Annotated in this window: 37 protein-coding genes; 27 read left to right on the forward strand and 10 right to left on the reverse strand. The window is 51.9% G+C overall.

The genetic code is table 11. From position 1 onward, the window contains the following. Positions 1-7: 7 nt before the first annotated feature. The gene (locus TH5_RS00830; RefSeq protein ID WP_114120134.1) at positions 8-547 is read left to right on the forward strand and encodes a hypothetical protein; all 540 of its coding nucleotides are present in this window, start codon (positions 8-10) and stop codon (positions 545-547) included. 8 nt (positions 548-555) lie between these two features. Here the strand turns inward: TH5_RS00830 and TH5_RS00835 are convergent, their stop codons facing one another. The 3 genes from TH5_RS00835 to TH5_RS00845 all read right to left on the reverse strand — a co-directional run bounded on the left by TH5_RS00835 (position 556) and on the right by TH5_RS00845 (position 2,632). Continuing rightward, a complete protein-coding gene (locus TH5_RS00835; RefSeq protein ID WP_114120136.1) occupies positions 556-1,275 on the reverse strand; it encodes an SOS response-associated peptidase family protein in 720 nt (239 codons plus the stop codon). Positions 1,276-1,327: 52 nt separating this feature from the next. Further along, positions 1,328-1,594: a hypothetical protein gene (locus TH5_RS00840; RefSeq protein WP_147250008.1), complete on the reverse strand. Its 267-nt coding sequence runs from the start codon at positions 1,592-1,594 to the stop codon at positions 1,328-1,330. 459 nt (positions 1,595-2,053) lie between these two features. Beyond that, entirely contained in the window at positions 2,054-2,632 is a 579-nt protein-coding gene (locus TH5_RS00845) for a hypothetical protein (protein ID WP_114120140.1), read from the reverse strand. A 167-nt stretch (positions 2,633-2,799) separates the two neighbouring features. Here TH5_RS00845 and TH5_RS00850 point away from each other — a divergent pair, with 167 nt between their 5' ends. The 13 genes from TH5_RS00850 (at position 2,800) to TH5_RS25230 (ending at position 13,986) form a co-directional block, all read left to right on the forward strand. Then, positions 2,800-3,282, forward strand: a complete 483-nt coding sequence (locus TH5_RS00850; protein ID WP_114120142.1) for a hypothetical protein — start codon at positions 2,800-2,802, stop codon at positions 3,280-3,282. A 732-nt stretch (positions 3,283-4,014) separates the two neighbouring features. Then, positions 4,015-4,893 (forward strand): hypothetical protein, encoded by an 879-nt coding sequence (locus TH5_RS00860; protein WP_147250009.1) that lies wholly within the window; start codon positions 4,015-4,017, stop codon positions 4,891-4,893. A 3-nt stretch (positions 4,894-4,896) separates the two neighbouring features. Beyond that, positions 4,897-5,748 carry a hypothetical protein gene (locus TH5_RS00865; RefSeq protein WP_114120147.1) on the forward strand — a complete coding sequence of 284 codons (852 nt, stop codon included), beginning with the start codon at positions 4,897-4,899 and terminating at the stop codon, positions 5,746-5,748. 169 nt (positions 5,749-5,917) lie between these two features. Further along, positions 5,918-7,180, forward strand: a complete 1,263-nt coding sequence (locus TH5_RS00870) for a cation:proton antiporter domain-containing protein (protein WP_114120149.1) — start codon at positions 5,918-5,920, stop codon at positions 7,178-7,180. 117 nt (positions 7,181-7,297) lie between these two features. Next, positions 7,298-7,861 (forward strand): hypothetical protein, encoded by a 564-nt coding sequence (locus TH5_RS00875; RefSeq protein ID WP_114120151.1) that lies wholly within the window; start codon positions 7,298-7,300, stop codon positions 7,859-7,861. Positions 7,862-8,019: 158 nt separating this feature from the next. Then, positions 8,020-9,120: a hypothetical protein gene (locus tag TH5_RS00880; protein ID WP_114120153.1), complete on the forward strand. Its 1,101-nt coding sequence runs from the start codon at positions 8,020-8,022 to the stop codon at positions 9,118-9,120. Between the two features lie 10 nt (positions 9,121-9,130). After that, the gene (locus TH5_RS00885; protein WP_114120155.1) at positions 9,131-10,255 is read left to right on the forward strand and encodes a hypothetical protein; all 1,125 of its coding nucleotides are present in this window, start codon (positions 9,131-9,133) and stop codon (positions 10,253-10,255) included. A 13-nt stretch (positions 10,256-10,268) separates the two neighbouring features. Continuing rightward, entirely contained in the window at positions 10,269-10,982 is a 714-nt protein-coding gene (locus TH5_RS00890) for a hypothetical protein (protein ID WP_114120157.1), read from the forward strand. Between the two features lie 41 nt (positions 10,983-11,023). Beyond that, positions 11,024-12,106: a hypothetical protein gene (locus TH5_RS00895; RefSeq protein WP_147250010.1), complete on the forward strand. Its 1,083-nt coding sequence runs from the start codon at positions 11,024-11,026 to the stop codon at positions 12,104-12,106. 16 nt (positions 12,107-12,122) lie between these two features. Beyond that, complete coding sequence (locus TH5_RS00900; protein ID WP_114120161.1) at positions 12,123-12,590, forward strand: HAD domain-containing protein; 468 nt, start codon at positions 12,123-12,125, stop codon at positions 12,588-12,590. An 81-nt stretch (positions 12,591-12,671) separates the two neighbouring features. After that, positions 12,672-12,818: a hypothetical protein gene (locus TH5_RS25415; RefSeq protein WP_167443421.1), complete on the forward strand. Its 147-nt coding sequence runs from the start codon at positions 12,672-12,674 to the stop codon at positions 12,816-12,818. A 141-nt stretch (positions 12,819-12,959) separates the two neighbouring features. Beyond that, a complete protein-coding gene (locus TH5_RS00905) occupies positions 12,960-13,505 on the forward strand; it encodes a hypothetical protein (RefSeq protein ID WP_114120163.1) in 546 nt (181 codons plus the stop codon). A 22-nt stretch (positions 13,506-13,527) separates the two neighbouring features. Further along, on the forward strand, positions 13,528-13,986 hold the full coding sequence (locus TH5_RS25230; RefSeq protein WP_147250011.1) for a hypothetical protein: 459 nt from the start codon (positions 13,528-13,530) through the stop codon (positions 13,984-13,986). Here the strand turns inward: TH5_RS25230 and TH5_RS00910 are convergent. Next, the gene (locus tag TH5_RS00910; RefSeq protein WP_114120165.1) at positions 13,944-14,498 is read right to left on the reverse strand and encodes a hypothetical protein; all 555 of its coding nucleotides are present in this window, start codon (positions 14,496-14,498) and stop codon (positions 13,944-13,946) included. The genes TH5_RS25230 and TH5_RS00910 overlap by 43 nt on opposite strands. Positions 14,499-14,649: 151 nt before the next feature. On the opposite strand from TH5_RS00910, the gene TH5_RS00915 reads away from it, so the two are divergent. The 6 genes from TH5_RS00915 (at position 14,650) to TH5_RS00940 (ending at position 18,466) form a co-directional block, all read left to right on the forward strand. After that, a complete protein-coding gene (locus TH5_RS00915) occupies positions 14,650-15,171 on the forward strand; it encodes a hypothetical protein (protein ID WP_114120167.1) in 522 nt (173 codons plus the stop codon). Between the two features lie 4 nt (positions 15,172-15,175). After that, on the forward strand, positions 15,176-15,706 hold the full coding sequence (locus tag TH5_RS00920; RefSeq protein WP_114120168.1) for a hypothetical protein: 531 nt from the start codon (positions 15,176-15,178) through the stop codon (positions 15,704-15,706). 14 nt (positions 15,707-15,720) lie between these two features. Beyond that, the gene (locus tag TH5_RS00925; protein WP_114120170.1) at positions 15,721-16,455 is read left to right on the forward strand and encodes a hypothetical protein; all 735 of its coding nucleotides are present in this window, start codon (positions 15,721-15,723) and stop codon (positions 16,453-16,455) included. A 135-nt stretch (positions 16,456-16,590) separates the two neighbouring features. Next, positions 16,591-17,004, forward strand: coding sequence for a hypothetical protein (locus tag TH5_RS00930; protein ID WP_114120171.1), 414 nt, complete (start codon positions 16,591-16,593; stop codon positions 17,002-17,004). Positions 17,005-17,024: 20 nt separating this feature from the next. Further along, on the forward strand, positions 17,025-17,378 hold the full coding sequence (locus tag TH5_RS00935) for a hypothetical protein (RefSeq protein ID WP_114120173.1): 354 nt from the start codon (positions 17,025-17,027) through the stop codon (positions 17,376-17,378). Next, entirely contained in the window at positions 17,375-18,466 is a 1,092-nt protein-coding gene (locus TH5_RS00940) for a hypothetical protein (protein WP_114120174.1), read from the forward strand. The genes TH5_RS00935 and TH5_RS00940 overlap by 4 nt, the downstream gene beginning before the upstream one ends. A 161-nt stretch (positions 18,467-18,627) precedes the next feature. Here the strand turns inward: TH5_RS00940 and TH5_RS00945 are convergent, their stop codons facing one another. Beyond that, positions 18,628-19,221: an HAD domain-containing protein gene (locus tag TH5_RS00945; protein WP_114120176.1), complete on the reverse strand. Its 594-nt coding sequence runs from the start codon at positions 19,219-19,221 to the stop codon at positions 18,628-18,630. Positions 19,222-19,243: 22 nt separating this feature from the next. Beyond that, positions 19,244-19,615: a hypothetical protein gene (locus TH5_RS00950; RefSeq protein ID WP_147250012.1), complete on the reverse strand. Its 372-nt coding sequence runs from the start codon at positions 19,613-19,615 to the stop codon at positions 19,244-19,246. 266 nt (positions 19,616-19,881) lie between these two features. On the opposite strand from TH5_RS00950, the gene TH5_RS00955 reads away from it, so the two are divergent. Genes TH5_RS00955 through TH5_RS00965 form a run of 3 tightly spaced genes read left to right on the forward strand, consistent with a single transcriptional unit; the run spans position 19,882 to position 21,258 of the window. Further along, complete coding sequence (locus TH5_RS00955; protein WP_114120179.1) at positions 19,882-20,352, forward strand: hypothetical protein; 471 nt, start codon at positions 19,882-19,884, stop codon at positions 20,350-20,352. 1 nt (position 20,353) lies between these two features. Beyond that, entirely contained in the window at positions 20,354-20,860 is a 507-nt protein-coding gene (locus TH5_RS00960) for a hypothetical protein (RefSeq protein ID WP_114120181.1), read from the forward strand. Next, positions 20,857-21,258: a hypothetical protein gene (locus TH5_RS00965; protein WP_114120183.1), complete on the forward strand. Its 402-nt coding sequence runs from the start codon at positions 20,857-20,859 to the stop codon at positions 21,256-21,258. Before TH5_RS00960 ends, TH5_RS00965 begins: the two co-directional genes overlap by 4 nt. 59 nt (positions 21,259-21,317) lie before the next feature. Here TH5_RS00965 and TH5_RS00970 read toward each other — a convergent pair whose 3' ends face one another. After that, positions 21,318-22,067, reverse strand: coding sequence for a hypothetical protein (locus TH5_RS00970; RefSeq protein WP_114120184.1), 750 nt, complete (start codon positions 22,065-22,067; stop codon positions 21,318-21,320). A gap of 146 nt (positions 22,068-22,213) precedes the next feature. Between TH5_RS00970 and TH5_RS00975 the strand changes: the two genes are divergently transcribed. Continuing rightward, entirely contained in the window at positions 22,214-22,525 is a 312-nt protein-coding gene (locus TH5_RS00975) for a hypothetical protein (RefSeq protein WP_147250013.1), read from the forward strand. Beyond that, a complete protein-coding gene (locus tag TH5_RS00980) occupies positions 22,488-22,766 on the forward strand; it encodes a hypothetical protein (RefSeq protein WP_114120188.1) in 279 nt (92 codons plus the stop codon). The genes TH5_RS00975 and TH5_RS00980 overlap by 38 nt, the downstream gene beginning before the upstream one ends. Before the next feature lie 64 nt (positions 22,767-22,830). On the opposite strand, the gene TH5_RS00985 is transcribed toward TH5_RS00980, so the two are convergent. Further along, positions 22,831-23,172, reverse strand: a complete 342-nt coding sequence (locus TH5_RS00985) for a hypothetical protein (RefSeq protein WP_114120190.1) — start codon at positions 23,170-23,172, stop codon at positions 22,831-22,833. A 22-nt stretch (positions 23,173-23,194) separates the two neighbouring features. Next, positions 23,195-23,767 (reverse strand): hypothetical protein, encoded by a 573-nt coding sequence (locus TH5_RS00990; RefSeq protein ID WP_114120192.1) that lies wholly within the window; start codon positions 23,765-23,767, stop codon positions 23,195-23,197. 14 nt (positions 23,768-23,781) lie between these two features. On the opposite strand from TH5_RS00990, the gene TH5_RS00995 reads away from it, so the two are divergent. Together TH5_RS00995 and TH5_RS01000 are read left to right on the forward strand one after the other, a co-directional pair. Further along, positions 23,782-24,282 (forward strand): hypothetical protein, encoded by a 501-nt coding sequence (locus TH5_RS00995; RefSeq protein ID WP_114120194.1) that lies wholly within the window; start codon positions 23,782-23,784, stop codon positions 24,280-24,282. An 11-nt stretch (positions 24,283-24,293) separates the two neighbouring features. Continuing rightward, a complete protein-coding gene (locus TH5_RS01000) occupies positions 24,294-25,076 on the forward strand; it encodes a metallophosphoesterase (protein WP_114120196.1) in 783 nt (260 codons plus the stop codon). 5 nt (positions 25,077-25,081) lie between these two features. On the opposite strand, the gene TH5_RS01005 is transcribed toward TH5_RS01000, so the two are convergent. Then, a complete protein-coding gene (locus TH5_RS01005; protein WP_114120197.1) occupies positions 25,082-26,071 on the reverse strand; it encodes a hypothetical protein in 990 nt (329 codons plus the stop codon). Between the last annotated feature and the right edge of the window lie 4 nt (positions 26,072-26,075).

Below are 26,075 nucleotides of genomic sequence, written 5' to 3' on the forward strand. Positions count from 1 at the left end.
GTTTCATATGACTGAAGCGGGGCGGCGGGAAATGAGTTCTGTTTTGCAAATTCTGAAAGTCGCCGGGTTCATACCGGAAACTGACAGCTATGTCCTGGATTTGTCCACGCGCGAGGTTTCTCAAAAGCTGTTTGTCACCGATTTTCTGACGGCTGGATTACCTGGTACAAACTCAAATCTGTTCGACATCCGCCTGGAAACAAGCAGTGTTCAGACCAGCCCGGGCGACTATCGGGTGTACGGCTTCAAGCTGAGTATCGAGGATGTCTTAGCCTTTGCTGTGGCGCAAATGTCGCGAACACTGTCAGCCGAGCATAGAATTTCTCCCGAACTCGGCTTTGAACATGACGGTAATTTCATCTGTGATCCCTTCAGCGATATGCGGCATTCGGAACTGCGCACGCGGCAAATATCACCGGGGAAGCATTTGCTCGAGCCTATGCTCGAAGAATGGGTGAAGCCCTATCAGGCATGGCGCACAGAGATTGCCGAAATGATAAAATCTGGAGATCTGGGCCCGCTGAGAGTCGGGAGTCAGAGCTCCTGAAGATGCCCTCAGAAAAGCGTACTCTCAGGCTGCATTAGGTCAGGCGAGTTATTCCTGACGTTTCCGACCGCCTTTGCGACTGGGCGGAAATACAGAAGCTGTGAAGGCGTCGGCTCGAGAACCTGTGAAATCACCTCATTGAGCGGCTTATACATCCAGCTGGCTATTTCATCGTCTGTAAGGACTGCCGGTTCACGAGTATGGATTTCCGCCATTCGGTCACCGGCCTCGCGTGTCAGTATGGTGAATGTGCATGCGTCGAATGTATCTTCCGATTGGGAATCTTTGTAGTTTCCCGACCACCTGGACCAAATCCCGGCCATAAGAAATGGTTTAAAGCCGTCGTGTCCGTCGCCGATCCCGATCGCGAAAGGCTGACGGTCGGATTTCCGCCATTCATAGAAGCAGGTCGCCGGAACAAGGCAACGGTGCTGCTGGACAGCGTCGCGATATGTCGCCTTTTTGTGGATCTCTTCCGCCTTTGCATTGATGGTATTAAACTTTTTGTCGTTCAGACTCTTTTTCCACCAGTGCGGCACAAAACCCCAGTATGCAGTCTCCCCCCAAGTATCTTTCCCATCCGTTAGAACGACCGGGCAAAAGTGAGTGGGGGCGACGTTGAAATTTGATTTGGGGTCTTTTTCGGGGACAGGAAACGCCATCCCCGCCAGTTCGTGGATTTCGGACCAAGTGAGTTGATGGCTGTATCGACCGCACATGAACACCATGCCTCATCAGCAAAACAATGGCGCGGTAGTATGAAGGCAAGTCCAGAGTGGTTCAAGAGCTCGCATTTGTCTTGCGGTATTTCGAGCGATCATGCCAACAGTTTGCCGCGCGCACCGTAAAAAAGACGCCTGCATATCCAACCATGACCATCAGGAAAGCCTGATAGGCGAATACCATGCCTCCACGCTTGGTCTCACTGTTCAAAAGGATTGCCAATATCTCTGCCACTTCGAATACGGCAAGAACAGCTGTCACCACCGCCAACACAATAGCGAATACTGAATACATCAAGGTTTCGGAATTGGACGGAGATTGCATGAAGCCACCTTTCTGAAAATGAAGGCCCCATATTTGTGAAATGCAACAGAGGATGCAAGCAGTTTGGCTCTGGGAGTACTATCGGTCACTATCAAATTGCCAGTAGCCCCATTTTTCAGCTCGCGAACGCCGCGCCATCGACTGCTTTTCCCGCCGTTCGCACAGTCGCATTTGGTTCACGACGTAGCGCATCTGTCGATAAACCCTGAGGTGGCGGAACTCTGCTTCGTTGCTCTCGCTGATTAGGGCCAGTTTGTCAGGCGTTCCGAAATGACAGTATTGTTTTTGCCCGCGTCATCCGGGTATATATTTTTGAAATTACGGGCAATCTGACTATTCGTGTAGCCGTGCTTGCGAATCATATCGAGCAACAACTTCGGTGTCATTGACATCCCCTATGGAGCGAACACATCGTACCGCAAGGTATCTGTTTTCATTCCAGACTTCAAACAACCGCTATCATTTGGGCCGAACACAGCCAATATGATAGGAGCCGCTTACACCCGAGAACCAGGCGCTTGGATGTCCGCACATCATCTGTGCCGGTGCACTGACTGTCGTGTCGACCACGTGACCACCATCAAGCTCGAGAGTGACGGGGCTGCCAACGGGGAAAGCAGAATTGAAATCACCAACAGCCCGCTCGCCCTTTTTGTTCAGGGCTTGCATACGTTTGGACCGGGCATCAAGGTCAAAGCCCTGACCGGTACGTTTCAACCCGGCCTTCGCATCCCTGTACTTCTGGTCCAATGCCTTGAGTTCCTCGATCTTGGACGTGGCGGTTTCGATTTTCTTCTGCTGGGCTGCGATGAGTGCCTTGATGTCGTTCTTTTTGTTCCAGATACGGGCCAACTCGTCTTTTGAAGGTGAAATGTCACATGAATCGGAAACGGAGTGCTTGCACGACTTACATGTGCCACCGCCCATATTAAAAGATGAGTATCCACAGTCGGTAATCTGGACATCATCGGAACCGCATTTGATGCAGGAGGCGACATGGATTTCCCGGGTGACTTTTTTCGTTTCTGTGACTTTCATAGCGACATCCTCTGTCCCTGAATAAGCTATGGATGCCTCTAGGAAAGTGCACCCGTCAATATTTTGACAGTAATCAAGCTAATTATTCTTGTCAACATTATAGGTGACAGGAAAATGGTTTTATGGTTTATTCTCAGAAGTAGAGGAGCGCAGCGGAGAGTAAGGCAATGGATACTGAACAGACCTCGAAGAAAAGTGCCGACGTTGATGCGGAGCCTATCCTGTCAAGAATTCCTGCAACACGTGAAGCCTTGTCACGCATCCTCGACCTGATGCCTGAAGGTGCGGCTGCTCGCGTACGCTTACAGCAAACATCTCTTCACTTATTGAAGATGCTGGACGAATATGAACTAAGCGGTGGGGCGGGCATTGCGGCTTCGCTCGAATGGTCCGACAGGTACTTTTCGGTTTGCAATGAACTTCTTAGCTGTTCAGATGGTGTTGTCCTTCTTGAGTATCACTACAAACTTAAAGACCTCTATCTGGCCGAAAGGAGCGCCGTCGAAGAATTTCGGAGGAAATTGCACGACATTTCATTAGCTGAAAATCCTGACGCATTTCCGCCAGCTCATTGCGAACGTTTCCACAACTGCCATGCCGTCGGCGACTGCACGTCGCTGACCTGCCAGAGCAACAGCTTCAAATATTGAACCTCGGCCAAATTTTGGAGACATCCCAACATACATTGGCGAACACCGACCATATCCATTCATTGTTGTCCCAGGACCTGTTGCCAAAGACCCTGCGAACTCGCTTCTCGTACTCGCCACTGGTCACAGACGGCATTCCTTCAGCCTCTGCATCCGCATCCGTGATATCGTGCCAGCGGACAACGCGAACCTTAGACACTTCCAACATTCGGCGGCTCGCCCACCGCGGTAGCTGAATGGATGGGACATCCGCGTAATGCGGGCAAGGGCAATAGCGATAGCGCGACGCATAGATGTATCCGTCAGCACCGTCTGATTTGCTCTCCGGGTCGGCAACATCCGGCCCATCTGCACGAACCACCTTCCACGCGCGCTCTCTTACCCACAGCATATCGCCCTTGACAAAGGGCTGAGGAATAAACGTGGCGCAGTAGCCGTTCCCTGGGAAGTGCCCTCGAAACTCCACACAGCGGAAGGGCGTCAAACATGAATACCCCGGAGGCCCGTTCACCCATTCTGGAGGCTGGAATTTGAGCGGCCGCCGAACTACCACAGACGAGGATTCAAGGAGATGTGGCAATTCGTCATCCCGGATATCAATCGCTTTCGTTCGCTTTGGACTAACTGCCTTATGCAAGGGCATCCTGATAAATTCCGAGGCTGTTGTTTTCCTTTTTCTGACCTCATGAATGTATGATATTTTTCTTGATTGCAAGGAAAAGATGTATAGTTTTGCATCTAGATAAAGAATTACGTTCAAGGTTGGTGGTGGTGATGAGAAAAACATTCCTTTATGTGAGCCGTATTGCAGACACAGGAACGGTCTATGGAAGGCTATTGCAGTATCCAGGTTATACGGCTTTCCCCGTTGTAGAGACGCCTGAAATGGCTGTTTTGGAGGGCATGTGGTACCGCAAGCCTCATACGCGGGAACTCGTCTCCGTCGCGAACGCCGATGGCTGGGCAAAAAACACGAAGTCGTTTGCAGTTGGTGACATCATCGCAGCCGAGAAAACTGTCGGCTGGCCGAATGGCGACGACGTTGCTATTCAGCTGGACGGCCCTCACAATATCGTCGGTACCGCGCCGAGCTACGAAGCTGCGATTGCAATGCTCGAAGACCATCCGGAATTTCGGATCAGCAAGTCCATGGAAAACGTGCATCACGACGTTGCAGACGAAATGCTAAGGGACGTCCCGAACGACGCGCTAGCAATTGCGGTGCGCAATGACAACGGCGAAATCTTTGCAAGTGTCGTTGCCATTCGTGGCCCTTACCTCTCCTACGAAATTCGTGGGGGCGACTATGGCCCTGCTGGGTTCCAGGCGGCGGACCTTGGGCTCCCGGCTGCCGAGACATGTGGGCTATTGGTTTTGCGCGATGGCAGCTACTTTGAGGAGCTTGATGGACCAGTGCGAACCAGATACGGCCTGAATGGAGATTGGGAGTCGATTTCCGTGGCTGATGCGTGCGAGCATTTTGGTATTACCCGTGACAATCTCGAGGTTCAGGCTCAATTCAATTTTGGGTGCAGAACTCCACTGGAGATGCTTATCGAGGAAGCGGAAAACTCCAACAACGTGCCAAGTATGGCCATGGGCGGAGTTTAAGTCATGGCAACCGCATTTTGGATCGACGGCCCGGCCGATAGCAGCGGCTTTTACAATGGCAAAACGGTGATCGAAACCTCACTGGGCGTATGCTGCGTTGAACCAGAGCCCGTGCGCGTCGCGTGGGGTGAAATGGTCTACAGCTCGGGCGAGGGCGGCAGCATCGGCGCAACCCAAATACTCGAACCGGAATTGTCGCGCTCAGTACTGAACGACGTTGAGTTCCCTGTCCTGATTATTGCCCCATCAACAATGGGGTATCCTGACGCGCGCGGGTTGGCGGCTCAGGTGGCAGACGCAGATGGGTTCACAATCTTCCAGGGTGTCGAAGACGAAGCGATGGCAGTCGACCAGGCTAACTTCCATATGCAGTCCCTTCGCCTTTCGGATAGTCAGCGCCGGTTCGGGGTTCAACTTCGCACCAATGATGATCTGCGCGAAGAAGCCCATATTATCAAAGTCGGCAAGGAACCCAATACTGCCCTCGTCTTCGCCTTTGAGGACGAACATGGTGACGTGATTTCGAAGGTCGTCGCGCATACCGGCCCACATTTGTTCTGGAATTCGAAATCCGGGAACAATGACGCCTATAGCCTCGGAGTTCCCGAGGCCGATAGCCCAGGGCTTTGGTATTTGGAGCCATCTCAGGTGACACACTCCGGACCGGACGAGCAGGGCTTTGCGGTGGATGTGCGTTTGACCGGAGAACTCCAAGCGATCGCAAGCCATCAGGAAGCTTCGGCCATCTTTGGCCTGAGCGAAGGGGAAGTGCTGACATTGATGCGTGAGGCGCTCGAAGAAAATGCTCCAACGGCAACCGGCCCGGAACAGAGCCAGTCCGCACCGTCAATGTAATCAAAAGCACCACAGCCAAACGCAGTTCGGGGTTTTCCTTAAATGCATAGGAAAACCCCGGCCAACTATGCAAATCTCTATATTCTGTCTTTAGAAAATGACGTAACATTAAGGAATGTCGTGATAATCAGGCGCGTCCTCACGGGCGACAAGAAGGAGAACTGACTAGATGGGCGAGATGGAAGCTGTTGCGTTCCTGATGGCTGCTGTTGCAATTGTGACGGCGGCCTTTCGGCGTATGGGATGGAACCCTGTGTTGGGGTTGATTGCCTCGGGAATTGCCCTTGGACCGAACGGCTTTCAGGTCATTTCCTCGATCGGTAGCGTGCATCAAATGGCAGAGCTTGGCATTCTGTTCTTGCTTTTCATTATTGGTGTGGAGCTGTCAGCTGACCGTATCCGGGCAATGGCGAAATTTATCTTCGGCCTGGGAACCGCTCATTTCCTTTTCAGTGGAGCGGTTCTCGGCGGATTTGCATGGGCGTTAGGGGAAAGTCTGACAGCGGCCGTTGTTCTTGGCGTTGCGCTGGCAATGTCCAGCACGGCATTTGTTTTGCAAACCCTCTCTGATAGTGGGCAGCTGGCAAGCGGGGCAGGGCGCAAGTCGTTCTCTGTTTTGCTGTTTCAGGACATCATGGTAGCGCCTATCCTGGCAGCACTTCCTTTGGTGGTGTCCCTGCTGTCAAAGCCCGTTGAAACACAGGCAATTCATGCGACGATTTCCCTTCCCGTCGCCATCATCGCCATGATGATTATCTTTGTCGTAGCACGCCTGCTGCTCCAGCACCTGATTGGCTACATTCATGATGAAGAAGCCGCGGAAGCAAAAAAGCTTGGTGGACGGAGTTCCTATTTTCTGTCGGCCGTCGTCGCGGTGGCTCTTTCGATGGGAGTGGCTGCACATCACTTGGGCCTGTCTGCCAGTCTTGGTGCGTTCCTGGCCGGGTTCGCGCTGTCCGGTGCGGAATGGCGCCACGATGTCAGGGCAACTGTAAAGCCACTTGAAAGTACATTTCTGGGCATTTTCTTCATGTCGTTGGGAACACAGGTTCCGCTGTCGGCAACTCCGATTGACATGCTTCAGATGGCGTTGGCTGCGCTTGGCATTCTAACCATTAAAGCCGTTGCAGGATTTGGAGCAGCGGTTCTGAACGGAATTGACCTTCGACAAAGTGCCCGTGTGGGTTTGATTCTGGCGCAAAGTGGCGAGTTCGCCTTCATCATTCTAGGATCAGTTTCAACCGTTCTTCCGGAAGATACAGTCGCCTTCTGGTCCGGAGCCGCTATTCTCAGCTTGGTCTCGACGCCGCTTCTGGTCACGTTGGCAACAAAGCTCAGCCAGAACACGGAGCCATCTGCCTGCGATCCAGTCCAACCAACTGACGAGTTACCAGACACCGCAACATCAAAAAGTGAAGCGACAACCCCTTGAGGAAACAGAAATCATTACAAACGCGATCTCGACCTGACGAAAACTCTTTCTAATCTTTAACAACCAAGGGCCGTTTTCCTATCAAGGACACCAGCTCCAGCCCTAAGGAATACCAGTATGTTCTCCCTCATTGCCGTAACAATATCAATTGTCCTTGGCCTGGGCATAGCGCTTGCTGCCCTGTATTATGGTGGTTCAGCCTTCACCACATCTTCTGCAAAGACCACGGCACTGGCGCTGATTAATGCCGGTGAACAGGTAAAGGCGGTGCTGCAAACAGCTATCATTGAGAGTGCATCTTCGAACCCTGCAAGCACTGCGACGCAAGCTTTCTCTGAAATGGGAAGACCTCCCTTTCCGCCCGGCATCCCAGGCTTCACTGAAACGTCTTTACCAGGACCAATTCATTGGGCTATGACTGCGAACCCCACCCCGGGGGAGAGCGTCCTATGGCTCCAGATTAGGCAAGATATCCTGATTGATGAAAACGAGATTTGCACTTACTTAGAGAAGCTTAACGGCCCTTCTTTGAGCGAACCAAGCCTCATAACGTCGCTTTGGAGCCCAAACGGAAATGTCCTGGCTCCAGGAGTGATGTTTGATTGCGTTGCGCAAGAGATGACTTTCGGGATGGGACAACCACCGATACGCCGAACTCTCTTCGTTTTTCGAGTGATGTAGGGGCAACTCCTCGAACAATCCAGAGCAGTAAGGAATAGCTGCGCTGGATTGTTCTTTCGTAAGAATTTCACGACCGGTCCCTTGCCAAGCACGGAAGTAAAATTTTGGTCACAAGTTGATTTCCCCCTCTTAGTCCAGAGCTCCGGAAAGATTGAGTAATGACCACCTCGATTATTGATGTCCAGTTTACATACACGGTTGAAGCAGTGCTTCGGAGAGGGACAAAGGTTCAACGCCATACCGTCTTCGATACAATCCCTGTTAGCATAAGAGAAGTTTCGCATCCTGATGACTTCCCTGTTTCGGCCGTTTTTACATCGAGGGCGCGCCGGGACCAGGATATTCGGTATTTCGACGGTCGCCAATACACGCCGTCTGACCGCGATGACGTTTTCAGAGATTTTCACGAAAATATACCGAAGAAAATAGCGTGTACGGAACCTAACCTTAAAGACATCTGGCGACGCAATATTCCTGCGGCCCCGGACTGGCTTACGGGTGTCCCTCTAGGTGAGTTTGAAAGGAAGTACAGGATACTTCACGACAACAGAGCTATCGTCAGGGCGCGACTGCTTGATGCCGTTTCAAAATCCCTCCTTTTTCAAGGTGTTGTTTGGCGTTCGGATTTAAAGCTGCCGGTTTGGGTGGCGACGGATAACGAAGACCACGCAGACATACATGGCCCCAACCGTATGTTGACATACCGCAAGATCGACCACGTGTCCCGCTGCATTCTTAGTACGGATGACGGCATGAGAGGAGACTGGCTGGCCAATGACATTGTCCGAGCTCATGCTGATGTGGAAGGATGGGTTTTCGGGAATTTCGAGGTGTTACACCCTTCGACGTTTGAACATATTCACCTGGATGAATATCTGTTCCTCTTATCAATGGAAAAGCTTCTACGTATCCGAGGTGTCCAGGGGAATGTTGGCAGTCGTCTTGAAATGTCGGCCGATACGCTCGTCGCCTATGCCCATGTTCGCGATGCCTTCGACAAGTTCAAAAGCAACGTCGATATCATTCCTGATCCATACGAGGCAGAGGTTCCGGATGATTTGGCTGCGGCATTCCAGGAATTACTGAGCGCTCTTTCGGAAGACGACGTGCATAAGCCGCAAGTAGAGCATTTGATGGATGTCGCCTATACACTCAACGATTTTCACTTTGACAACATCATGGCCCGCAAAGCCGCTCGTGCCAATGACCAGCTTGAAACTCGACTGGCCGATCCAACCGTTACTCCACCTATGCTGTGAGCGAGGAACAATGAAGACCGAGATTATTGACGTTCGCTTTAAATACATGGTGGAAGCCCTGGCACCGAGAGCTCGCGTTCGGCGGAGATTCTTTGTTTCCGACACCATCCCCGTGAATATCAGAGTGGCCGACAACAGTGATGACTTTCCGGTTGCAGCGTTAGCCGAGATGCCCTCTGCACGTCAGACGTTCTTGCTCAGGCACCTCGATGGGCGACTTTATAGTGACCACACACGCGTCACCCAAAAACCTACATTGGGCGACGAGACCGTTTATGAATTCACCGACGTGACCTCACTCGCACGGTTAGACGGGACGGTGGAAAACGAATGGCGGAGTGATCTGGAATTCAGCCAGACCGGCGTTGATCCTCAGTATGGTGGAGCAGAGGGCGTATTGCCAATTGCAGAGTTTGAGCGGTCTCACCGCGTGTTCAGCAGCAACCGACACGAAATGCGAACATTCCTTCTGGATGCAGTTTCCAAGTCCGTGATGTTTCAAGGAAAAATCTGGCACTCGCACCTTGTCTACCCTGTATGGCGAAAGGTGAACGAACAAAGCTGGTATCGGCCAGATGGAAGCTGTCGCGAACTAAACTTTTTGGACCTTGGTCAAAGCAGGGGGCGAAGGTTTAATCCGATGAGAGACGCCAATCTCGACTGCATCGCGGGTCATGAATTGGCGCAAGCGCTGGATGGCATCGAAGGCCAACGCTTTGGCAATATGGAAATCCTGAATGACGAGCCGTTTGCCGCCGCAAGGTTTGAGGAATTCGTGTTCTTGCGGAGTGTCTTTTCCTTAATTCACCTTCGGACCAATCCCGGTGTAGGCGACATCCTGCCTTACTCTACTGACACCATGAATGCTTATTGCAGCTTGCGGGATGAAATTATCGCCTTCCGCAAGGATCACAACATCATCCCCGACATGTTTGAAGCAGATGTCCCTGACAGGATGCTTTCATCCTTTCTTCAGTTGTACGACGCGGTCAATGCCGAGAATGGGGACAATGCGTCGATTGCGGATTTGGTCAGCAAGTGCAACGACATCAACGCGCAGTGTGTTTCCGCAATTCTTGAGCGCAAGTCGGCTTGCGCCCCGAATGTGCAATCAAGCCAGACATTTACACGATGAGGATCTGAAAATTATGACACAATTGACCATTGAAGCGGCGCGCGCGGCTTACCTTGACCAGGTTACCAGCCTGGTTAAAAGGCTCATTGACCCTGCCGTCAGCTCTGATGAGCTGTATGTTCCACTCGCGGTGGCCCTGGGTTGGCTCTATCGTTACGACAATGACGACCCATTCAACCACAGCCTGTGGATAGACCCCCACGATGGCTTGCTGCATCAGTCTTTACCAGACCTTCTCGAAACGCATTCTTCCGCTCTTGGTCGCTACCAGAGCTTTGCTGACAATATGTTGCTTGGTAAAATTCCCAATAACAGTGGCGTCAACGACATCCGTTTTGGAGCTTCCTTTATTCTCACAAGGTATGCCTGCGAAAACGATATTCCGGTGACGTCCCTCATTCAATGGTTGGCCTCTACAGACTACCTGCCGAGCACTCTTAAGGAAATTGTGCAAACCGTTCGGTCCATCAAGCCAGCGACCGAAGAAGAAATCTTCTTTGCCCTGCATACTTTGGCAGAGGCGGGTGTCATCGAGCGCAATTATCGCATCACTTATGAAGGCGTGGTTCATGAGGTTTCAGGCGCAGATGCCAAGCATGGGGCCCGAACTCTCGAACTGATTACGGAATGCGGAATGTCGTTCGACATTCGCTCCGACAATGTTGAAACCGTGTGGGTTCGGCCATCAAGCGACGATGTGACGGCCCAAGTGGCGTTTTCACTCTAACCCCTGATTCAGAAGCCCTATCCATCGGAAGGAAAAACATCGTGAAAACGCAGTCCATCGAAATCCCGTTCATGTACCTGGCGACAGCCACCCCACCCAGAGGGCGCAAACTTCGGACCTATATCGTGCGAGACTATTTGCGGGTGGATTTACCGCGCGCAGAGAATGAAAGTGATTTCCCTGTGTCCGCGGCGATTACGACGGGTGAAAGCTATGATATCAACTATCGCTTTCTGAACGGCCGTCACTATATGCCTGCGGTCAATCCAGAAATCTCGCACCACAAAGACCTGATATTTGGTGGTGCATTTTCAGAATTCTACTTCCGGGACTTCAACCTTGACCCGACCCTTTCCAAACCATGGGCGGAATGGGAAGTTGTGGAAGAGGACGTGATTAACGCGGAAGACCTTTTGGAAGATGGATATCGGGTGGTTGCCGACAATCGGGAAGATATCGTTTCACGCATTCATGCGGCAGTAGCACGCTCGGTATTCTTCACGGTCGACGGTAAAGTCTGGCGATCTGACCAGCGGATTGCTGTCTGGAAGCGTTACAACGATCGGGTTTTCTCCGACGACAGTGGACACGGTCGCTTCCTGACATTGCTGAACATCACTCCGGCGCATCGAAGCTTTTCTTCTCGCTTTGGCCACGCAGTAAAGCACTGGTCTGGCCATGATGATATCAACGCCCTTGCAGGTGCCACCGGCTACATTGATGGGGAGTTTAACAACTTTCTTCCTGACAGCTTCGACGAACTGAAAGTTGAAGAGTTCTTCTTCCTCTGGGGCGTCAATGGAATGATGTATGATTGGCGTGTGAAGGACCGTGTTATCCCCAACCAGAGCTTTCACTTCAGCGAAAGAGCATGGCCAGCATTCCAGAACCTGGAGAAGGCATTCACCGCCTTTCAGGATAGCGCTGTCTTAATGCCAGATCCGTTCGATGCTGTTGTTCCAGACGACTTGCTCTCTGCGTTCATGGAGTTCCACGATGTTGTGAGCAGGGAACCGGGGAGAAACAGCATAATCGATGCATGCTTGCGTATTCATAGCGAGTATATCGACGCCATTCAGGACAGACGGGCAGAACTGAACCATACAAGTTCGATGGCGCCCTGAGGAGGTGAGAAGATCCATGCGCAGGGCACTGTATTTCGATATTGACGGCGTTCTGAACGACAGTAAGCACCCGTCGCTGCATGACATTGCGGACATCAAGGAGTTGTCTCCCGGGAACTACGTTCTGGTAAAGATTTTGAACCTGTTTCGACAGTTTGTCGTCCGTCACGGATTGGACCTTGTCGTTGTCAGCTCTTGGTGCACCCGCCATACAGTGGGGGATATTGCCGATTTCCTTGGTGTCAGCATCACGGGCAAGGCCGATTATACCGGTGGTGGGCTTTCCAGGGGGGACGCTGTTTCTCTGCATGCCGCTCAAAACGGATATGACACGTACGCGATCGTCGATGATGCAGGGAGCAAGTGTTACCGCCACCTGAACCGTCTCGTCGCCCCATGCGGAGCACAGGGACTATCTGAACGGGACTTGAAGAGTCTCGAGCGTATGTTGTCCGCACAGGACTTCATGCAAAAACGATATTAAGGGGAACAACGGATAACCCGAATCAACATCAGCATCGAGGACTTGCATGTCATAAAGCAGGCCCTGCAATCTGCTCCAGAAATGTCGCCTTCACAAAAAGCTCGCGCAGAAGAATGGTTATCCGTTGAAATCCTGCGCCGGGAGAAAATTCGCGTCGCCCAGGAACTTCTGAAAAAGCCGGGCATGTCTATTGAGCAGGTCATAGGAAAAATCCGTGAAGTTTCCTAAAATTGATCGTAATCTGAAAGACAGATGCTGGAAGGGGGCTTAACCACCACGGTATGATGAAGTCCCTCCACGAAGCTCTGAGTGACGCACGGCGACGCCATGGCGTCAAGTTTGCCATAAAACCCCATCAAGGAGGCTGGATTGAGTAAATCCAAGATTTTGGTTTTGTCGGGGCATCCTGAGGAAACCGACCCGTTTGCGAAGTCCAGGGACAACTATGTCGTGAGGTTTGCATTGCTCGAACTTGCCAAGCTGCTAACAAAGCATGTTCCTTCGATCTGGACCGACGAAATGGATTATTACATGGGGAAAGCCGTTCAGGAGGAAATGGGCAGTAAAGAACCGAAAGACTGCGTGTATATCCCAAGGATGGCGAACGAACCTATCGACGAATACCTTCAGCGAATGTTCGCGGGGAACGATATCGGCAAAGTTGTCATGATCGGCGGTGGGCAGACAGAATATGACCTCGGCCAGCGCATCCTTGAATACCCCACAGCACCGGAAGTTATCGCTGTAGCACCCCCCGGCGGCGCAGCTGGAGAGCTGGCTCAGGACGAACGCGCAATAGTGGAAAATTTCGAAGGGTTCTGCTTCGGCATCGATTTCCGTAACAGAGTAGGTGTCCCGTTGCCGGATTTTTCGGCTCTGCTCAGTGCTACCGGACCTTCTCGTTCCAGACACTGACTGCTTTTGGGGTGATCAGAGCATGCTATCGGTATCGACGATTGATGCGATGGAAGAGGCCTCACCGGTTTCTGTTATGGAAACCTTGATGAGTTGTGCGCGCAGTTCCTCGAGTTTACGCGGCGCGGACGAACAGTGCGCCGACATTGCATTGTTCATCAATCTGTTGATTACGGAATATACCGGTGAAGCAAGTATGAAGGTTGACTTCACTCAGATGGACCGGAACTACCGGGACGCCCTGGCTTGTGCGCTGGAGCGTCTTTCACTGTCCCGATTTACGGTAAAGACAGCGGGCCACCATCAAATGCAGTGCAAGCTTCTGTCTCACCTTAATATTCGCGGCAGCATAGCATTGTTCAAACTCGGCCCTGAGCTGGCCAATGAACTCTCGGCTGGCTCAGAGACGTTCGAACAATGCCGGTCAGTCCATAAGAATTACTTGGCGGAAGCAATGCACTCGTCGGCAAGCTCAGGATAGGTCTGGATCAGTCTATCGAGATGCGCCTGCTGAGTCGTCAACCGGACACTTGCCCGCTCCAATTGCCGCGTTGCTTCCTCAAAAGATTGAGTACAGTACCTTACCGCCGCCTCAGCCTCCATCTTCGCCGACTTCAGCGCGTCACCCAAATCTTCAAAGAAGAGGTTGTCGTACATCATGGCACCGTCATGAGTGACGTTCGGAAAGCCGTATTCCTCACAATATTTCGTCAGGATTTCGCCGTCCTCATAAGTATAGACCGGAAGGCTCCGTTCAAATTGGTCCGGTTCCTCGAACAACCTGGCAAAGGTTTGAGGATCAGCAACAATATCCCTGACGTATCGACCCAAATCGTAAACGGAGAACTCTTTGTCGAGGCCTTTGAGAATGCGCCCGGTCGGCGAGACAATAATAATGTCGTGGATGTATGGAGACCCGATACAGATGCCCTTGTCCTCGACCCGCACATAATGTTTGATATCATAGTGCGTTCTGATGTTTTTCCAACCCATTGAACACTCCTGTGTGGCGGGTAAAGACAGCGTGCTGAAACTCTCTCCTATCACAAGAGACAGGGATAATTAAGCATTTCTTTTCGCATTGACTTCCATTTTCCTTATGCTAATCCTTTAATCTAAGGAAAACATCACCGCGGATAAAGAAATGCCATTGCAAAAGTATAACGAAAGCAACGTTGCAGACATCAAAAGTGAAGCTCTTGCGGCTCAGGAGAAGGCCTTCAAAATGGTTCAGGTGGCGCAGGAGAAATCGCTCATCTCTCACGACGCGGATATTTGGGAAGAAATTGCGCGGGAAGCCCGGCAGTGCTTCGAGGACGCTGCCAGTAAAACAGATATGGATATCAATGGCGCCAAAGAGTTGGGTCTTGGCACTTTGGAAAAGCGCATCAACGACATGTTTGATTTCGTAAAGATCGGTCTCCCGGTGGCTTTGGACGATATTGACCGAACCATTCCCGACAAATCAGAAGCGGACACCGCCAAAGAAAAACTCGTCAAAGCGAAGATGTTCGACATTGACGACCTTGTTGGCGAATATGACCAGTGGGTTGAACGCAATATTACCGCAGTGTGGCGCTCGGCCGTCGAGAAAATCGAGGCATTGATGCTCAAAGGCTATGCCAATGCATCGAAATCAGAACCCGTGATAGCAGAGGCATCGTAACCTCATGCTGTTGGGACACGGCCACGAACCAATTGACACCCATACCGCTCTGATTGACGGGTTTCGCGAGTTCATTGACCCGCAATTTGGCCGTGACAACGAAATTGCTCCGGCCCGGCCGCTGGTCCCGATATTCAAACAATCCGACATCCTGCAATCTTTTAGCCATAGACGTGTTTCCGGCTGGCTGTGCATGCTCCTGCACCATGAAGACGTTGTCGGTGCGCTGCGGCTCGAAGAGCAGGGGGTTACCATACCGGTAAGTCTGGACGTCTCCGAGGCACTTCGGTCGGCCGTGGCATTCGCGCTTGATATATGCAGCGGAACAAATGGTCCGGTTTCCATAGCGGCTATGGAAACCAAGGCGGGGGACTTCTTTCTGAATATTTGCCGCCTCTCCGAAGAACACATAGAGAGCTTCATACCGGTCGGGACAAGAACAATACTGTCGCGACCGGAGACCCTTAAACGACTGTCTGAAGTTGAAGCAGGTGGATTTCTTGACCTGCTCGAGGCAAGTGACGGCGAATTTTAAAGGAACGATCGGACATGAAAAACAGCACCCTGAAACATGCGGCCGTCTGGCTGGGGCTGGCGGCACTCTCTGCTTGTGCAAATACACCGCTTCCCACTCTCTTCGAGAAAAAGGCGCCAGAACCGATTGTCGAAACCTACTCTCTGACCCACGCTGTCGAGTTGCGCAGGGGCACTTCTGACCTGATTGATGCATGTGCCGGTACCCCTCCATATTCCGGTATCAATGGCCAGTCGGACCCGCTTGGCATTCTGACCATCAACTGGCGGCAGGAAGACGGCCAATCGACCTTTGCGTGGATGGATGCACCTATCGTTGCGCAGGTTGGCGAAAGCCCGGAAACCGCTTACTCGATGCTGAAACGTGAGCGCAATGGTTATAGTTACCGGTGTTCCGGTGCCAGTGTACGGACACTCCTGCAACCCGACAGCCACGGAAACACCACTCTGAAATACAAGCTGGAGGTCTCGGGAAAAGAGACCGACCCGTATGCACGCGCCCGTATCATTGGTGCAGGCCGGGCCATCCAGGTCACGGACGGTGCATCAACGGATCGCTTCGCTCTCGACGTGGATGGCGTCACGCTTCTTGTTGATGTAACACTGGAGCCGACCGAATACTACCATGCCCGTGAAGCGGCGCGCGCGGCAGGCAACCCGGGTCTCACCGGCGTCGCTGACACCGCACCACTTCCTGACGAAGCGGATACGCGAACCATCGACGAAATGGTTGAAGAGCAAAAGAACTGACCAAAAAGCTTGAGGCTGCATGGCCCGTCCTCCGATGCAACAGGGGGCGGGCCTAATATGTTGACAAGTAAAACATCGAGGCATAATCTTTGACGCTCACACTTGAATTCATTCTGAATACGGGCGGAGGTCAATATGCTGCTGTCAAATTCATCCAAGGGTGACCGTTTTGTTCTGACAGACAATCATTCGGGAAATCCGGTCGCTGTCGTGCGCGTTGATTGCATCCGAGACAATGTGGTCACTGTCGAAGGTTGCGGGGTCCGCTTTGATCTTTCGGGAAAAGGGCTGCCTTATGAAACCCGGGAATTCCGACCACGAACAGCGGCCGTTTACAATCTGAAAGGCCATGTTGTATCGCCAGGGCTTCCCGCAGGCGCATTCAAGCTAACGAAACACGCCTCCAGCTTCCACTTGCGCCCACTCCCAGAAGACGACTCCCATATCCCACTTCTTACAGAAGTCATGCGCCACAAGATGGCTGCCAATGATACTGGCCTAAAAAATGGCTTTGAACATGCACGGAGCCAGTTGAGACTGGTGGAATAGCCCTCCAAGAAAGGACAAACATGGACCCCGGCATTCATAGCCAATTCCTCAGCGATCTTTTGCAGGACATGCCCGAGCAGGAGCGCCGATTTCTGGCCTTTTCATTTTTTGCTGGTGCGCTCGAAGAAAAGTTCGGCATCACCCATTACGGGGAAATTCTGGCACTGCTGGATGAGATGGCAGAAGGGAACGCGCTTCAGCGCGGCTTCCTGGTCCACGAAGGTGATGAGGAATACGAGGTCGAGGTTACCGATGTGCTGGACGCAATCAAAAGCGGTGAATTGACGCATCCCTGCACCGGTCAAACGCTCAATATTCGAGACCCTCGGGTGGAATGCTATTGGTTTGTCCCTGAAATACAGAAGAGAACATGAACATGCAGCTTCCTCGTGTATCGGTCTCGGTGCAGGCCGACAATGGCACCATCTGCGGCAAGCTGGACATTACCAAAGGCGTTTTGACCCATCTGGCCAACCAAAACCCCCGTGAATGGACTGTGGGAAGCTTCAAGTGGAGCACTTATGACCTGGTTAAAGAGGCGGAAATGACTCTCTCCTCTCCTGAAGGTCAGTCAGAACCAAACTGGGCCATGCATCTGGGGGAGGACTCATATCAGATTCTTGATTTCAATGAGCAAGTTGCGGAATTCCTGGTGCATGTTGACAGCAGGGATGCCGCGAAAGCGGCCCAGAAGTATTTTCAGCAGGAAGAAGTGAAGCAGTATGCAATCGAGGAAGCCACAAGACGTCTGGGCCTTGTATCATCTGCCCAGTACTCATCAGAAATCGACACGTATGTCTTCCTGAACGGGCATACGTTTGTTGGAAGTCTGGAAGAGGTAAGGGATCTGTTTGATACAGCCGACTTCGAGAAAGAAAATCCACGTCCACTTTTCAACAGTGAGAAATACGCTGTCTGGGAGCGAGACCTCAAAGAATGGCAAAGAAAGCACTGCCAGCCCTATGTGTTCGCGAGCCTCCGCCAGAACATGCCACCCGTAACCTTCGAAGCGATGGCTGAACTGCACGACGATGCGATCGATACAGCCAGCTATGCGGGGAACGAACCGGAAATCGAACTGGACGGGTTCTTTGCATCCCTCCTGGAGTATCAGTACGAGGATGCCGAGGCGGACCTGGTGGACTATGATGCTTTCGTCGAGGCCGTCAAACAGTGGGAAAAGGTCATTCCACGCACCGAAGCTTCCGATACAGAATTCTCGACATTTCTGACCAACTGGAATGCCCGCCAGACTGTGCATTCCTACATTGCTGACTTCAGGCGCGTCCTTCCCGTTTGGTCAGACGTGACGAAAGACGAGATGGTCGCATACGCCAATAAGCAACTCGAGAATGCCATCATCGAACTCGAAGATCATCACTTCCTGACCTGGCAAGAAATCCTGCAAAAATTTGCGCCCCAACGACGACCTGTCTTGAAGCTATGCATTGGCCGGTCTTAATGCAGAAAGGGAAGTGTAGTCTGTGTGGCTACACCTCCCTTTCTGAACCAATGCCCTGCCGCGTTATCACTTCTTGGGGGATGTGGAGGCCTTCTCGGCCTTTTCCAGAACAGTGTCGGTCTTTGACAACTTCATCGCGGCCGCAGAAAGCAAGGAAACGCTCAGGCAGTCAGATCGACGGTTTTAGTATCCTTCAAATCGAGCATCAACAACGCTTGCTCATGTGTTTGGAGGTCATATCCCGAACGAGGGTCACATTTGATGAGTCTGGCCTTGTGCCCGGGCCAATAGCTATCTTCATCATCAAGAAATACAAAGCATCGATCCGGCAAGTCAGGCTTATACATGTCGATCCAGCACTGAACTTCATCTCCTCGCAAGGCGACCCCGAATTGTGCTCTTGTTTCAGCTATGGCAACATTGTGCCTCTGGCGCAATCTGCGTGCGATGGCATAGCCTTCGCTGTTGAGCCACAGCTCCGGCAAAGCCCAACCGCTCTCTGAATCAAACAGAGGCGCGACGATACCAATTGAGCGCAAGAACCTTGTTGCAGCCTCACGGCCCGGAAGAACCTCGTCGCCCGGCTGGACAGATCCCCAGCGCCATGATGAAGTCAAAACCAGACACGCGTTCCACCGGGCACATAGATCGTTAATGTTCTGAGCCGCAACCGATGAGCGGTGTTCTCTGTTCCGGCAGGCTATCTGAGTAACCACCCCGTCGAAATCAAGGAATACAATCCGTTCTGTGGGCATTTTCCTGTTCCCCCGACATTACCTAGTCCAAGGTGGGTAGCGATTTCACTTCTGTTTCGAAAAGCCCGGCGAGATAGGCCGACACACAAGCGGCAGCGTTGAGTGCCTTCTCCATATCCAGCGATGATGCAACACGGTGGGCTGACAGGCTTTCGTAGCTGGCCGGGATAAACGCCTGAGCTACCTTTGATACGAATGCGCTGAGCTCGTGAGCCTGATTGTAGTGATGCCCGTGGCTGAAGAAGAAGTCGAGCACCGATTCCTCATCAACTTGTTTAACCGCTGGAACGAAACCAAGAATTTTCTCGAACGCAATGAGCGCACTTCCAATATCCTGCTCCATAACGTGAAGCGACAAACCGCCAAGAACATCGTATCTGAATATCTTCGCCACCATTACGCACCTGTGCACTGCATTTCACGGGGTTCGGCTTCCGTGGAGGGCCATCTGAAAATGGTCCGCCCTTGGAAATCCTTTGCTTTAAGGACAGTGTGCAAGGAATTTCTGGCAAGAGACTATTTTTTGCTTGAAACAAAGAATAGTTCTGACAGTATCGCCTTGCATTTAAGAATAACTACTGTGTCTTGCGATGGAGAACAGTAGGTTTAGGCAGAAATCAGGGCGTAGCCCGCCAACAGACAAAAATAGGGGATTAACCGATGAATGCAGTTTCGTATGCCGGTATCGAAGACAACACCAATGTCACGAGCGAAGACTTTGGGACGGCATGGCGCGGCTATATCGGCCTCGGCGGCCTGCCGGGCAAAGTCGACAATGATGCAGAAGCCTACTCAGACGAGGATTTTGCCCGCATTCTCAATATGCTGGGAGGCGCACTCAATCTGCAAGCTCCATCTGTTCTTCCATTTTTGGAAAACGAAGAAGCCTTTAAACAAGCTGTCGACTGGCTGTTGGAATTTGACGCCGACATGCTCGGGGACAAATATGACGACCAGTTCGAGGCGATTGAAGCGTATCGGCTGGCGACAAAACCAGTCTTCGACATCTTTGAGAAGCACCGCATTCTCGTTTCCAAACAAACTGGGTACTCTGCGCCACGCGATCTGAGACCATCCGAAATGAGTGTCGACACGCAGCCAGCTCGCGCACCCGAAATGAGGGTGATGTAACATGAGTGGTGTTGATTTGACCGGCATCCCGGAACACAAACAGGCGTCCGTCGCTGGCATTCATGAATTTGGACTTGCCTGGCGCGGGGAAGTTGGCCTGGGGGGATTGCCGACCGAAATTGGGTCATCGAAGCTCACAGACGCTGAAATGGCCGCTAAAATCGTTCGATTGGGTGAACTGATTAAACGGAATGTCCCTCTGGTCATTCCGTGCCTCTCGGACTTTCCACAGTTCGACGACATGCTCGAATTCTTTGAGGATTTCAAAGGCCCCATGATTGGGGAGGGAGAACCTTTTGCGAACCAGGAAGAGGCTCTTGGAGAATTCCGGTTCTATATGTCCTGGCTTTTTGACAATCTTGACTACCATCGGGTTACGGTTGCCGACCATTGTGGGAACAGCCCGATCCAGGATCTGCGCGACAGTGAGAAAGCCGAGCGGCAGGATTTGTCATTGCCTGATGGACTGGTAAAGTCAGGAGCCACTTCCGGCTCACCAGCACCATGACCAAGATTCTGTACTGGCAGCGACGCTGGCTAACGGGTGGCTGTTTTGACATGGCGTTGGCGATGGCAGAGCACTTCCCTGATGCCAGCTTTGTTGCGATAGGGAGCTCGGACTTTCCAACCCATGTCGGTCTTAAAGGCGATTTCGGCTTCTTCGATATTAGAGGGGCGTTAGAAACGGAAAGTGATTTCTGTTCTGGCTTTGACAGTGATGTCATATATGTCGTCGACCGTGCAGTCGTTGAACTGCACGCCGGTTGCGCCGGTTTAAAGCCACCTTACCGTGGAGTTGTTGAAATCAATGACGCCAGAGAAACCATCCGAACATATCTGCTGTCGGCTATACATGAGTGTCAGAAACTCAACATAAGTTCGGAACTGGCGTTCCCCAAATATTAAGAGAGCCTCACCGGTCAGGCGTCTTCATAGTAAATAGTGGAGCGGAATGTCCGAACTATTTATCTCGATGGGGGCGTTCTAAAGCTCCATTTGTCAAACCCGTGCTTTTCTGCCTTGATAACATCATCGGTAATCTCAACGGTATCGTTTCCGCTGGCTGCCAGGACGCCTCCAACCCACATTGAAGCTTCCTGCATCATCTCAAATGGCGGGAGCACCTTATAGAATTCAATGCCGCTCAGAGTTGGCTGATCAACCCGCCAACCCTCGGATTTTTTGGTGAAGTTGAGCAAGTCCTTGCGACTATCGTAGGTCATCACCGTAATCTTGTTGCGATGCAGATAATCCGTAAGTGTCGGCGGGCATGGTTTGGAACCGAAGAAGCTTCCAACGCTTTTATCGCGGCGATAGGCTCGACTGTCTTTCTTTTGAAGTTTGAGGTTGAACTGCGCAAGATAGTCGCTGAACGCATCTTCCGTCCAGACTACACAGGTCGTATCCGTTGAGTCATAAGCGCCCTCAAGTGAGACAGCGACACCAGCATAGATTTTCCCGCAAACAACGGCCGCGACATCGCGAAAGCGGAGGCACTGCTTCTGCGTTACATAATAGTTGAGAAATTTGTTCACATGATTACGGGTCTCATCAAAAACCCGCAATCCGTCACTCCACTGAGGGACTGTCAGGCCAAGTTTAGCGGCCTCATCTAGAGAAAGCATTTTGTCTTTGTTCCGAACGTACACAATGCTCGCATCCTGGCCAAACGCCAGTGCGCTATCATAGTAGTCCTTGCCGTAAATAATGCGCATGAGGCCCCCATGGTTACGAGGTTTTTCTTGCTGTTTTCTATGGAAGCAGTTTTACATAGAGGGCAAGCAGATGTCCACCTTATATATGTTGACAAGGAGTTATTCGCGTCATACCTTGTCGCTATAAAAGAAAATGGATGGGCCAAATGCGTGAATTTAATGATGTCATCATTACTGAAGATTTTCCCGACGGCTGGCAGGTCGAAGACAGGCTGGATAGCGGAGAAACGCTTTTGGTCAAGGTGACATCGAAAGCATTCCCGCCGAAAACCTGCTATTGCCTTCGGCCGCGCGCTACGAGCACTGAAGATTGGTTGCCAACGGCCCGCATGATTGCTCGTGGTATGGAAGTCGAGTTTGCGAAACAGGCTGAAGCTCACAAAGCCTATATTAAATCCATTGAGTACAAGGACCCGCACGATGAAAGCTACGGAAAAACAGACCCTGGTTACGCTTGAAGACGCGCGCAGCTATCTCACCAGCCTGATTGAAGACGGCCTGATGTTCCACTTTGAGGACGGGGCAGAAGATTGTCTCGGATACAAGCTGACACCTGAGCAATGCGCGGTGGTCGACGCCAATATCGACAGCATCTCCCGCATTGAAGCCGTCACGTACAAATATGGCAGCCCGTTGGGGTTCGCCATGAAAATCGAAAACGAGTTGGCAGCAGCCAAAGGTCTTTCCAAGCCTAACTGATTGCCGGTTGGCGGAACAAAGAGAGGGCGCTCAAGTTACAGAGCGCCCTCTCTTTGTTTAAAAATCACATGGAACGAATTTGCTGAAGCACATCGCGATTCTGCTTTGTCGTGGCGAGTATCCTGTCGCGGTTTGGGCCATCCATCGCAGCACCAAAACCTTCTGCTGAGGCAAAGAGGGTTGCTTCCTTATTGGAGTCCAGCACATATTGGTAAAGCGCTGTCTCAAGTGCGAAAGCCACGTCCAGTTTGTCAGCCTTTAGGCCCAGCTCCATGATTTCGCGGATGACGCGATCGCATGTGTCGCCGATTAGTTCATGCACCTGTTTCGCCGTTTCATACGTTCCTTCGGGGGCGTCTTCTGCACAACGTCTGAGATTGCGGAACCGGTCCTTCATTTGGTCCATGGTAGTCTCCTTTGGTAAAAATTTACATCGCAGGGGCAGGGGCCATATCTACTGCGGGAGCGACAGTATCTTCCGGCGCAACACCTCGCGTGGCGAACCGAACGTCGTAGAAGCCATCGCGTGCGAGAATTTCCATTTCATTTTCGACGGCCTGCCGGTCTGCCCAGAAGACGTCACCTACCGACAAAACCTTATCACTCTCCTCGTCGCGCTCCACATCGTCGGCAATGATGGTAAATGATGTCAGTGCGCCGATTTCTTCGGGCTCAAGCACTTCCAGGCTACAAGTGCAGGTGATCTCCTCAAGCACGAAAGCCAGAGCAGCCGGATAGCCCTTTTCCGGGTCATCCAGTAAGTCCCGAATGTCCTGTCGCCCCGCACGGTCAGCATGGATTCGAAGTGAGCGGAGACTTTCGTTAACATAGTGCTTGTTCGCCCAGACAGACATTGAAGACCTCATGGTGTTAAAGATTGGATTTCTCAAATTTAGCGTGGCACCATGAAAGAAAGAGAACCCATTTTTCTTGAGATCCTCAAGAATTTTCTTTCTTTCCAACAAAACCGTTACCTTATCAGTCGAGCATGATACATTCATGAAAGAGCATCTCGATGACAAATAATCGACTTCTGGTGAGTGCGCGGCAGGCCATTCGCGCGAAGCTGAACGAATATCTGGTGAACGGATTGGCCGATAGCGCCATTCAAATCAATAGTGGTCAGTGCATTGATTTTGCCGATGAGCTTTGCGGGCAGTCAGGCTTGGAATCAATTAGTATTGAGGCCTTTCAGACGGTTGACCAGTCACTTGACGATGCAGATGACCGGAAGTTTGAGGAGGGGAGGCCACTGGATCGCTGTTTACTTTCTGACGAATGGCCCGGTGTCGTCCCTCCTGAAGGAATGGACTGGGACTCTCTCGACGAATGGGCGGCGGACATTTCTCTATCAGGAGGACACCACGTTTTCCTGATGCACTCCGAGAAATTGTTCTTTGACGCCGAATGCCCGGAAGGAACGCCGAACTTTCTGGAACTGCCATTTTTCCAGCGGCTCATACAATCTTGGAAAGAAGAAAGGGACCTACAGGCGGATGATGCCCTCAGGCTCTGAAAGGAAATGTCATGAACGTTCGCAGATTTGAGAGAAACACAGTCGGTAGGGACATTGTTGTCGGCGATATCCATGGCTGCTTTTCAGTCCTCGAGGCTGCCCTGAGCGCCATCGAGTTCAATGCGGATACAGACCGTTTGTTTTGCGTCGGCGATCTCATTGACCGCGGACCGCAGTCAATAGAAGCCCTGCGGTACTACCAATCTGCACACTGCGTGCGTGGCAACCACGAAGACATGCTCTTAGGACTTCAAAGGAGCGGCCAGGACCTGGGAGAGGTCCGCAAGCAATTGAGAAGAAACGGCATGGAGTGGTGGATTGGCCTTTCGGACGATACTCGAGAGGAATTTGCGGCCGTCTTTGAACAACTGCCGCTGGCCATTGAAGTTGAAAGCGAGAACGGGCTGGTGGGCATCGTTCATGCCGAGGTTCCCTACGCATGGGATTGGCCAACTTTTATCGCGGCTCTCGACCAGAACGACACAACCGCGATCGACAGTGCCCTTTGGGGGCGGGAGCGTATTGAACACGAAGACACATCCAGCGTTCCTGGTGTTTCCAAAGTGTTCCATGGCCATACCATTCAACATGCCCCAATCTGCCTTGGAAACCGCTTTTACGTTGATACAGGATGCATTCGCGGCTTGATGCAAATGAACCCACTGGCAGGTCGCTTAACGATTGCCGATCTTAGAATTGGACCGGCGGACTTTACCACAGATCCTGAAATCGGCCTTCTCTTTGACGTCAGGAGTGGCCAGGACCGGCCACAATTCGACATGGCATCCGTCTAGATGCATTAAGGCGTCAAAGAACCGGTTGGCGATGCCGTGTCACCAGCGTCTCGTGCGGTCGCTTCTGCGATGTTCTGACAAGTCTCGGCCCAGGTAGGGAATTCTTCGAGTTTGCGCCCGCTTAGCACCTCAAAAATCAGGGGTGAATATGGCTCGGTGAGTTCCCCTTGGGCCATGTACCGGCCCCGCTCAGGCACGAATACACCGTGCGAAATACCCTCTTCGCCAAGCCACATGCGCGCTCGATAGTCAATGATACATCTTGGCGCGACCTCTTTGAGCCTTATCCAGTAATGTAAGTTGACAGGTGGCCTGTCCGGAAAATGAAGTGAGCCGTATAAGACCGTGTGGTCGATGTTTTCGCGGATCAACAACGCTGAGACTATTCTCGCATGCCCGTCACATTCAACTGGCAGGTCGTCAGTTATGGAAAGCCACTGGTTTAAACGGTCAATGTCTGCTTGCATGGGCTCAACTGGTTCGCGTGACAAAAAAGGCTGAACACTGGAGTAATACCATGGTTTTCGACCGTTGGCGCAAAGAACACACACTTGTACAAATGGTGTTTTGGTGCGCAGTGCGGCATGCACCCTCTGATGTGAGGTAACGTACTTGATAATTTCATCGAGCCGCTTCACGTCTATCGCAGGAACGTCTCCGTCCCCCTTGTCGAAATCCTCGTGAGTTTCGTCATCCGGCCGCCAAAGCTCAATCGTTACCTCATCCTGGCTCAACCAGCCACGCAATGCGCCAATTCCTGGCTGACTGGCGAAGAATGGATCGATTTCATCAAGGCTCAGGCCGGACGAGACAGATAGCGACCAATGGTCCATACAAGGGATCGACGATATAGCGAGGTTCCGCTTTGTCAAAACCATGCTCGCGGTCGGGCCACGTTCACACCCTTTCAGCAATTTCTTCACGTTGAAGGGGTTCAAGAACGTCGCGCCTGCGGTTATTGGCGCACCCGGGTGAGCGAATTCGATGATTTTCATGGTG

It is taken from the genome of Thalassospira xianhensis MCCC 1A02616 (assembly GCF_003326475.1).
GTDB lineage: Bacteria > Pseudomonadota > Alphaproteobacteria > Rhodospirillales > Thalassospiraceae > Thalassospira > Thalassospira xianhensis.

Excerpts from the sequence above, each read along its gene's own strand:
- TH5_RS00965 (WP_114120183.1), top strand. The coding sequence starts at position 20,857 with ATGACCAAGATTCTGTACTGGCAGCGACGCTGGCTAACGGGTGGCTGT.
- TH5_RS00870 (WP_114120149.1), top strand. The coding sequence starts at position 5,918 with ATGGGCGAGATGGAAGCTGTTGCGTTCCTGATGGCTGCTGTTGCAATT.
- TH5_RS00880 (WP_114120153.1), top strand. The coding sequence starts at position 8,020 with ATGACCACCTCGATTATTGATGTCCAGTTTACATACACGGTTGAAGCA.
- TH5_RS00960 (WP_114120181.1), top strand. The coding sequence starts at position 20,354 with ATGAGTGGTGTTGATTTGACCGGCATCCCGGAACACAAACAGGCGTCC.
- TH5_RS00940 (WP_114120174.1), top strand. The coding sequence starts at position 17,375 with ATGAACATGCAGCTTCCTCGTGTATCGGTCTCGGTGCAGGCCGACAAT.
- TH5_RS00970 (WP_114120184.1), bottom strand. The coding sequence starts at position 22,067 with ATGCGCATTATTTACGGCAAGGACTACTATGATAGCGCACTGGCGTTT.
- TH5_RS00845 (WP_114120140.1), bottom strand. The coding sequence starts at position 2,632 with ATGAAAGTCACAGAAACGAAAAAAGTCACCCGGGAAATCCATGTCGCC.
- TH5_RS00980 (WP_114120188.1), top strand. The coding sequence starts at position 22,488 with ATGAAAGCTACGGAAAAACAGACCCTGGTTACGCTTGAAGACGCGCGC.
- TH5_RS00935 (WP_114120173.1), top strand. The coding sequence starts at position 17,025 with ATGGACCCCGGCATTCATAGCCAATTCCTCAGCGATCTTTTGCAGGAC.
- TH5_RS00850 (WP_114120142.1), top strand. The coding sequence starts at position 2,800 with ATGGATACTGAACAGACCTCGAAGAAAAGTGCCGACGTTGATGCGGAG.
- TH5_RS00925 (WP_114120170.1), top strand. The coding sequence starts at position 15,721 with ATGAAAAACAGCACCCTGAAACATGCGGCCGTCTGGCTGGGGCTGGCG.
- TH5_RS00920 (WP_114120168.1), top strand. The coding sequence starts at position 15,176 with ATGCTGTTGGGACACGGCCACGAACCAATTGACACCCATACCGCTCTG.
- TH5_RS00865 (WP_114120147.1), top strand. The coding sequence starts at position 4,897 with ATGGCAACCGCATTTTGGATCGACGGCCCGGCCGATAGCAGCGGCTTT.
- TH5_RS00975 (WP_147250013.1), top strand. The coding sequence starts at position 22,214 with ATGCGTGAATTTAATGATGTCATCATTACTGAAGATTTTCCCGACGGC.
- TH5_RS00830 (WP_114120134.1), top strand. The coding sequence starts at position 8 with ATGACTGAAGCGGGGCGGCGGGAAATGAGTTCTGTTTTGCAAATTCTG.
- TH5_RS00915 (WP_114120167.1), top strand. The coding sequence starts at position 14,650 with ATGCCATTGCAAAAGTATAACGAAAGCAACGTTGCAGACATCAAAAGT.
- TH5_RS00875 (WP_114120151.1), top strand. The coding sequence starts at position 7,298 with ATGTTCTCCCTCATTGCCGTAACAATATCAATTGTCCTTGGCCTGGGC.
- TH5_RS01000 (WP_114120196.1), top strand. The coding sequence starts at position 24,294 with ATGAACGTTCGCAGATTTGAGAGAAACACAGTCGGTAGGGACATTGTT.
- TH5_RS00955 (WP_114120179.1), top strand. The coding sequence starts at position 19,882 with ATGAATGCAGTTTCGTATGCCGGTATCGAAGACAACACCAATGTCACG.
- TH5_RS00990 (WP_114120192.1), bottom strand. The coding sequence starts at position 23,767 with ATGAATGTATCATGCTCGACTGATAAGGTAACGGTTTTGTTGGAAAGA.
- TH5_RS00835 (WP_114120136.1), bottom strand. The coding sequence starts at position 1,275 with ATGGTGTTCATGTGCGGTCGATACAGCCATCAACTCACTTGGTCCGAA.
- TH5_RS00930 (WP_114120171.1), top strand. The coding sequence starts at position 16,591 with ATGCTGCTGTCAAATTCATCCAAGGGTGACCGTTTTGTTCTGACAGAC.
- TH5_RS25230 (WP_147250011.1), top strand. The coding sequence starts at position 13,528 with ATGCTATCGGTATCGACGATTGATGCGATGGAAGAGGCCTCACCGGTT.
- TH5_RS00900 (WP_114120161.1), top strand. The coding sequence starts at position 12,123 with ATGCGCAGGGCACTGTATTTCGATATTGACGGCGTTCTGAACGACAGT.
- TH5_RS00985 (WP_114120190.1), bottom strand. The coding sequence starts at position 23,172 with ATGGACCAAATGAAGGACCGGTTCCGCAATCTCAGACGTTGTGCAGAA.
- TH5_RS00840 (WP_147250008.1), bottom strand. The coding sequence starts at position 1,594 with ATGCAATCTCCGTCCAATTCCGAAACCTTGATGTATTCAGTATTCGCT.
- TH5_RS00885 (WP_114120155.1), top strand. The coding sequence starts at position 9,131 with ATGAAGACCGAGATTATTGACGTTCGCTTTAAATACATGGTGGAAGCC.
- TH5_RS01005 (WP_114120197.1), bottom strand. The coding sequence starts at position 26,071 with ATGAAAATCATCGAATTCGCTCACCCGGGTGCGCCAATAACCGCAGGC.
- TH5_RS00910 (WP_114120165.1), bottom strand. The coding sequence starts at position 14,498 with ATGGGTTGGAAAAACATCAGAACGCACTATGATATCAAACATTATGTG.
- TH5_RS00945 (WP_114120176.1), bottom strand. The coding sequence starts at position 19,221 with ATGCCCACAGAACGGATTGTATTCCTTGATTTCGACGGGGTGGTTACT.
- TH5_RS25415 (WP_167443421.1), top strand. The coding sequence starts at position 12,672 with ATGTCGCCTTCACAAAAAGCTCGCGCAGAAGAATGGTTATCCGTTGAA.
- TH5_RS00890 (WP_114120157.1), top strand. The coding sequence starts at position 10,269 with ATGACACAATTGACCATTGAAGCGGCGCGCGCGGCTTACCTTGACCAG.
- TH5_RS00995 (WP_114120194.1), top strand. The coding sequence starts at position 23,782 with ATGACAAATAATCGACTTCTGGTGAGTGCGCGGCAGGCCATTCGCGCG.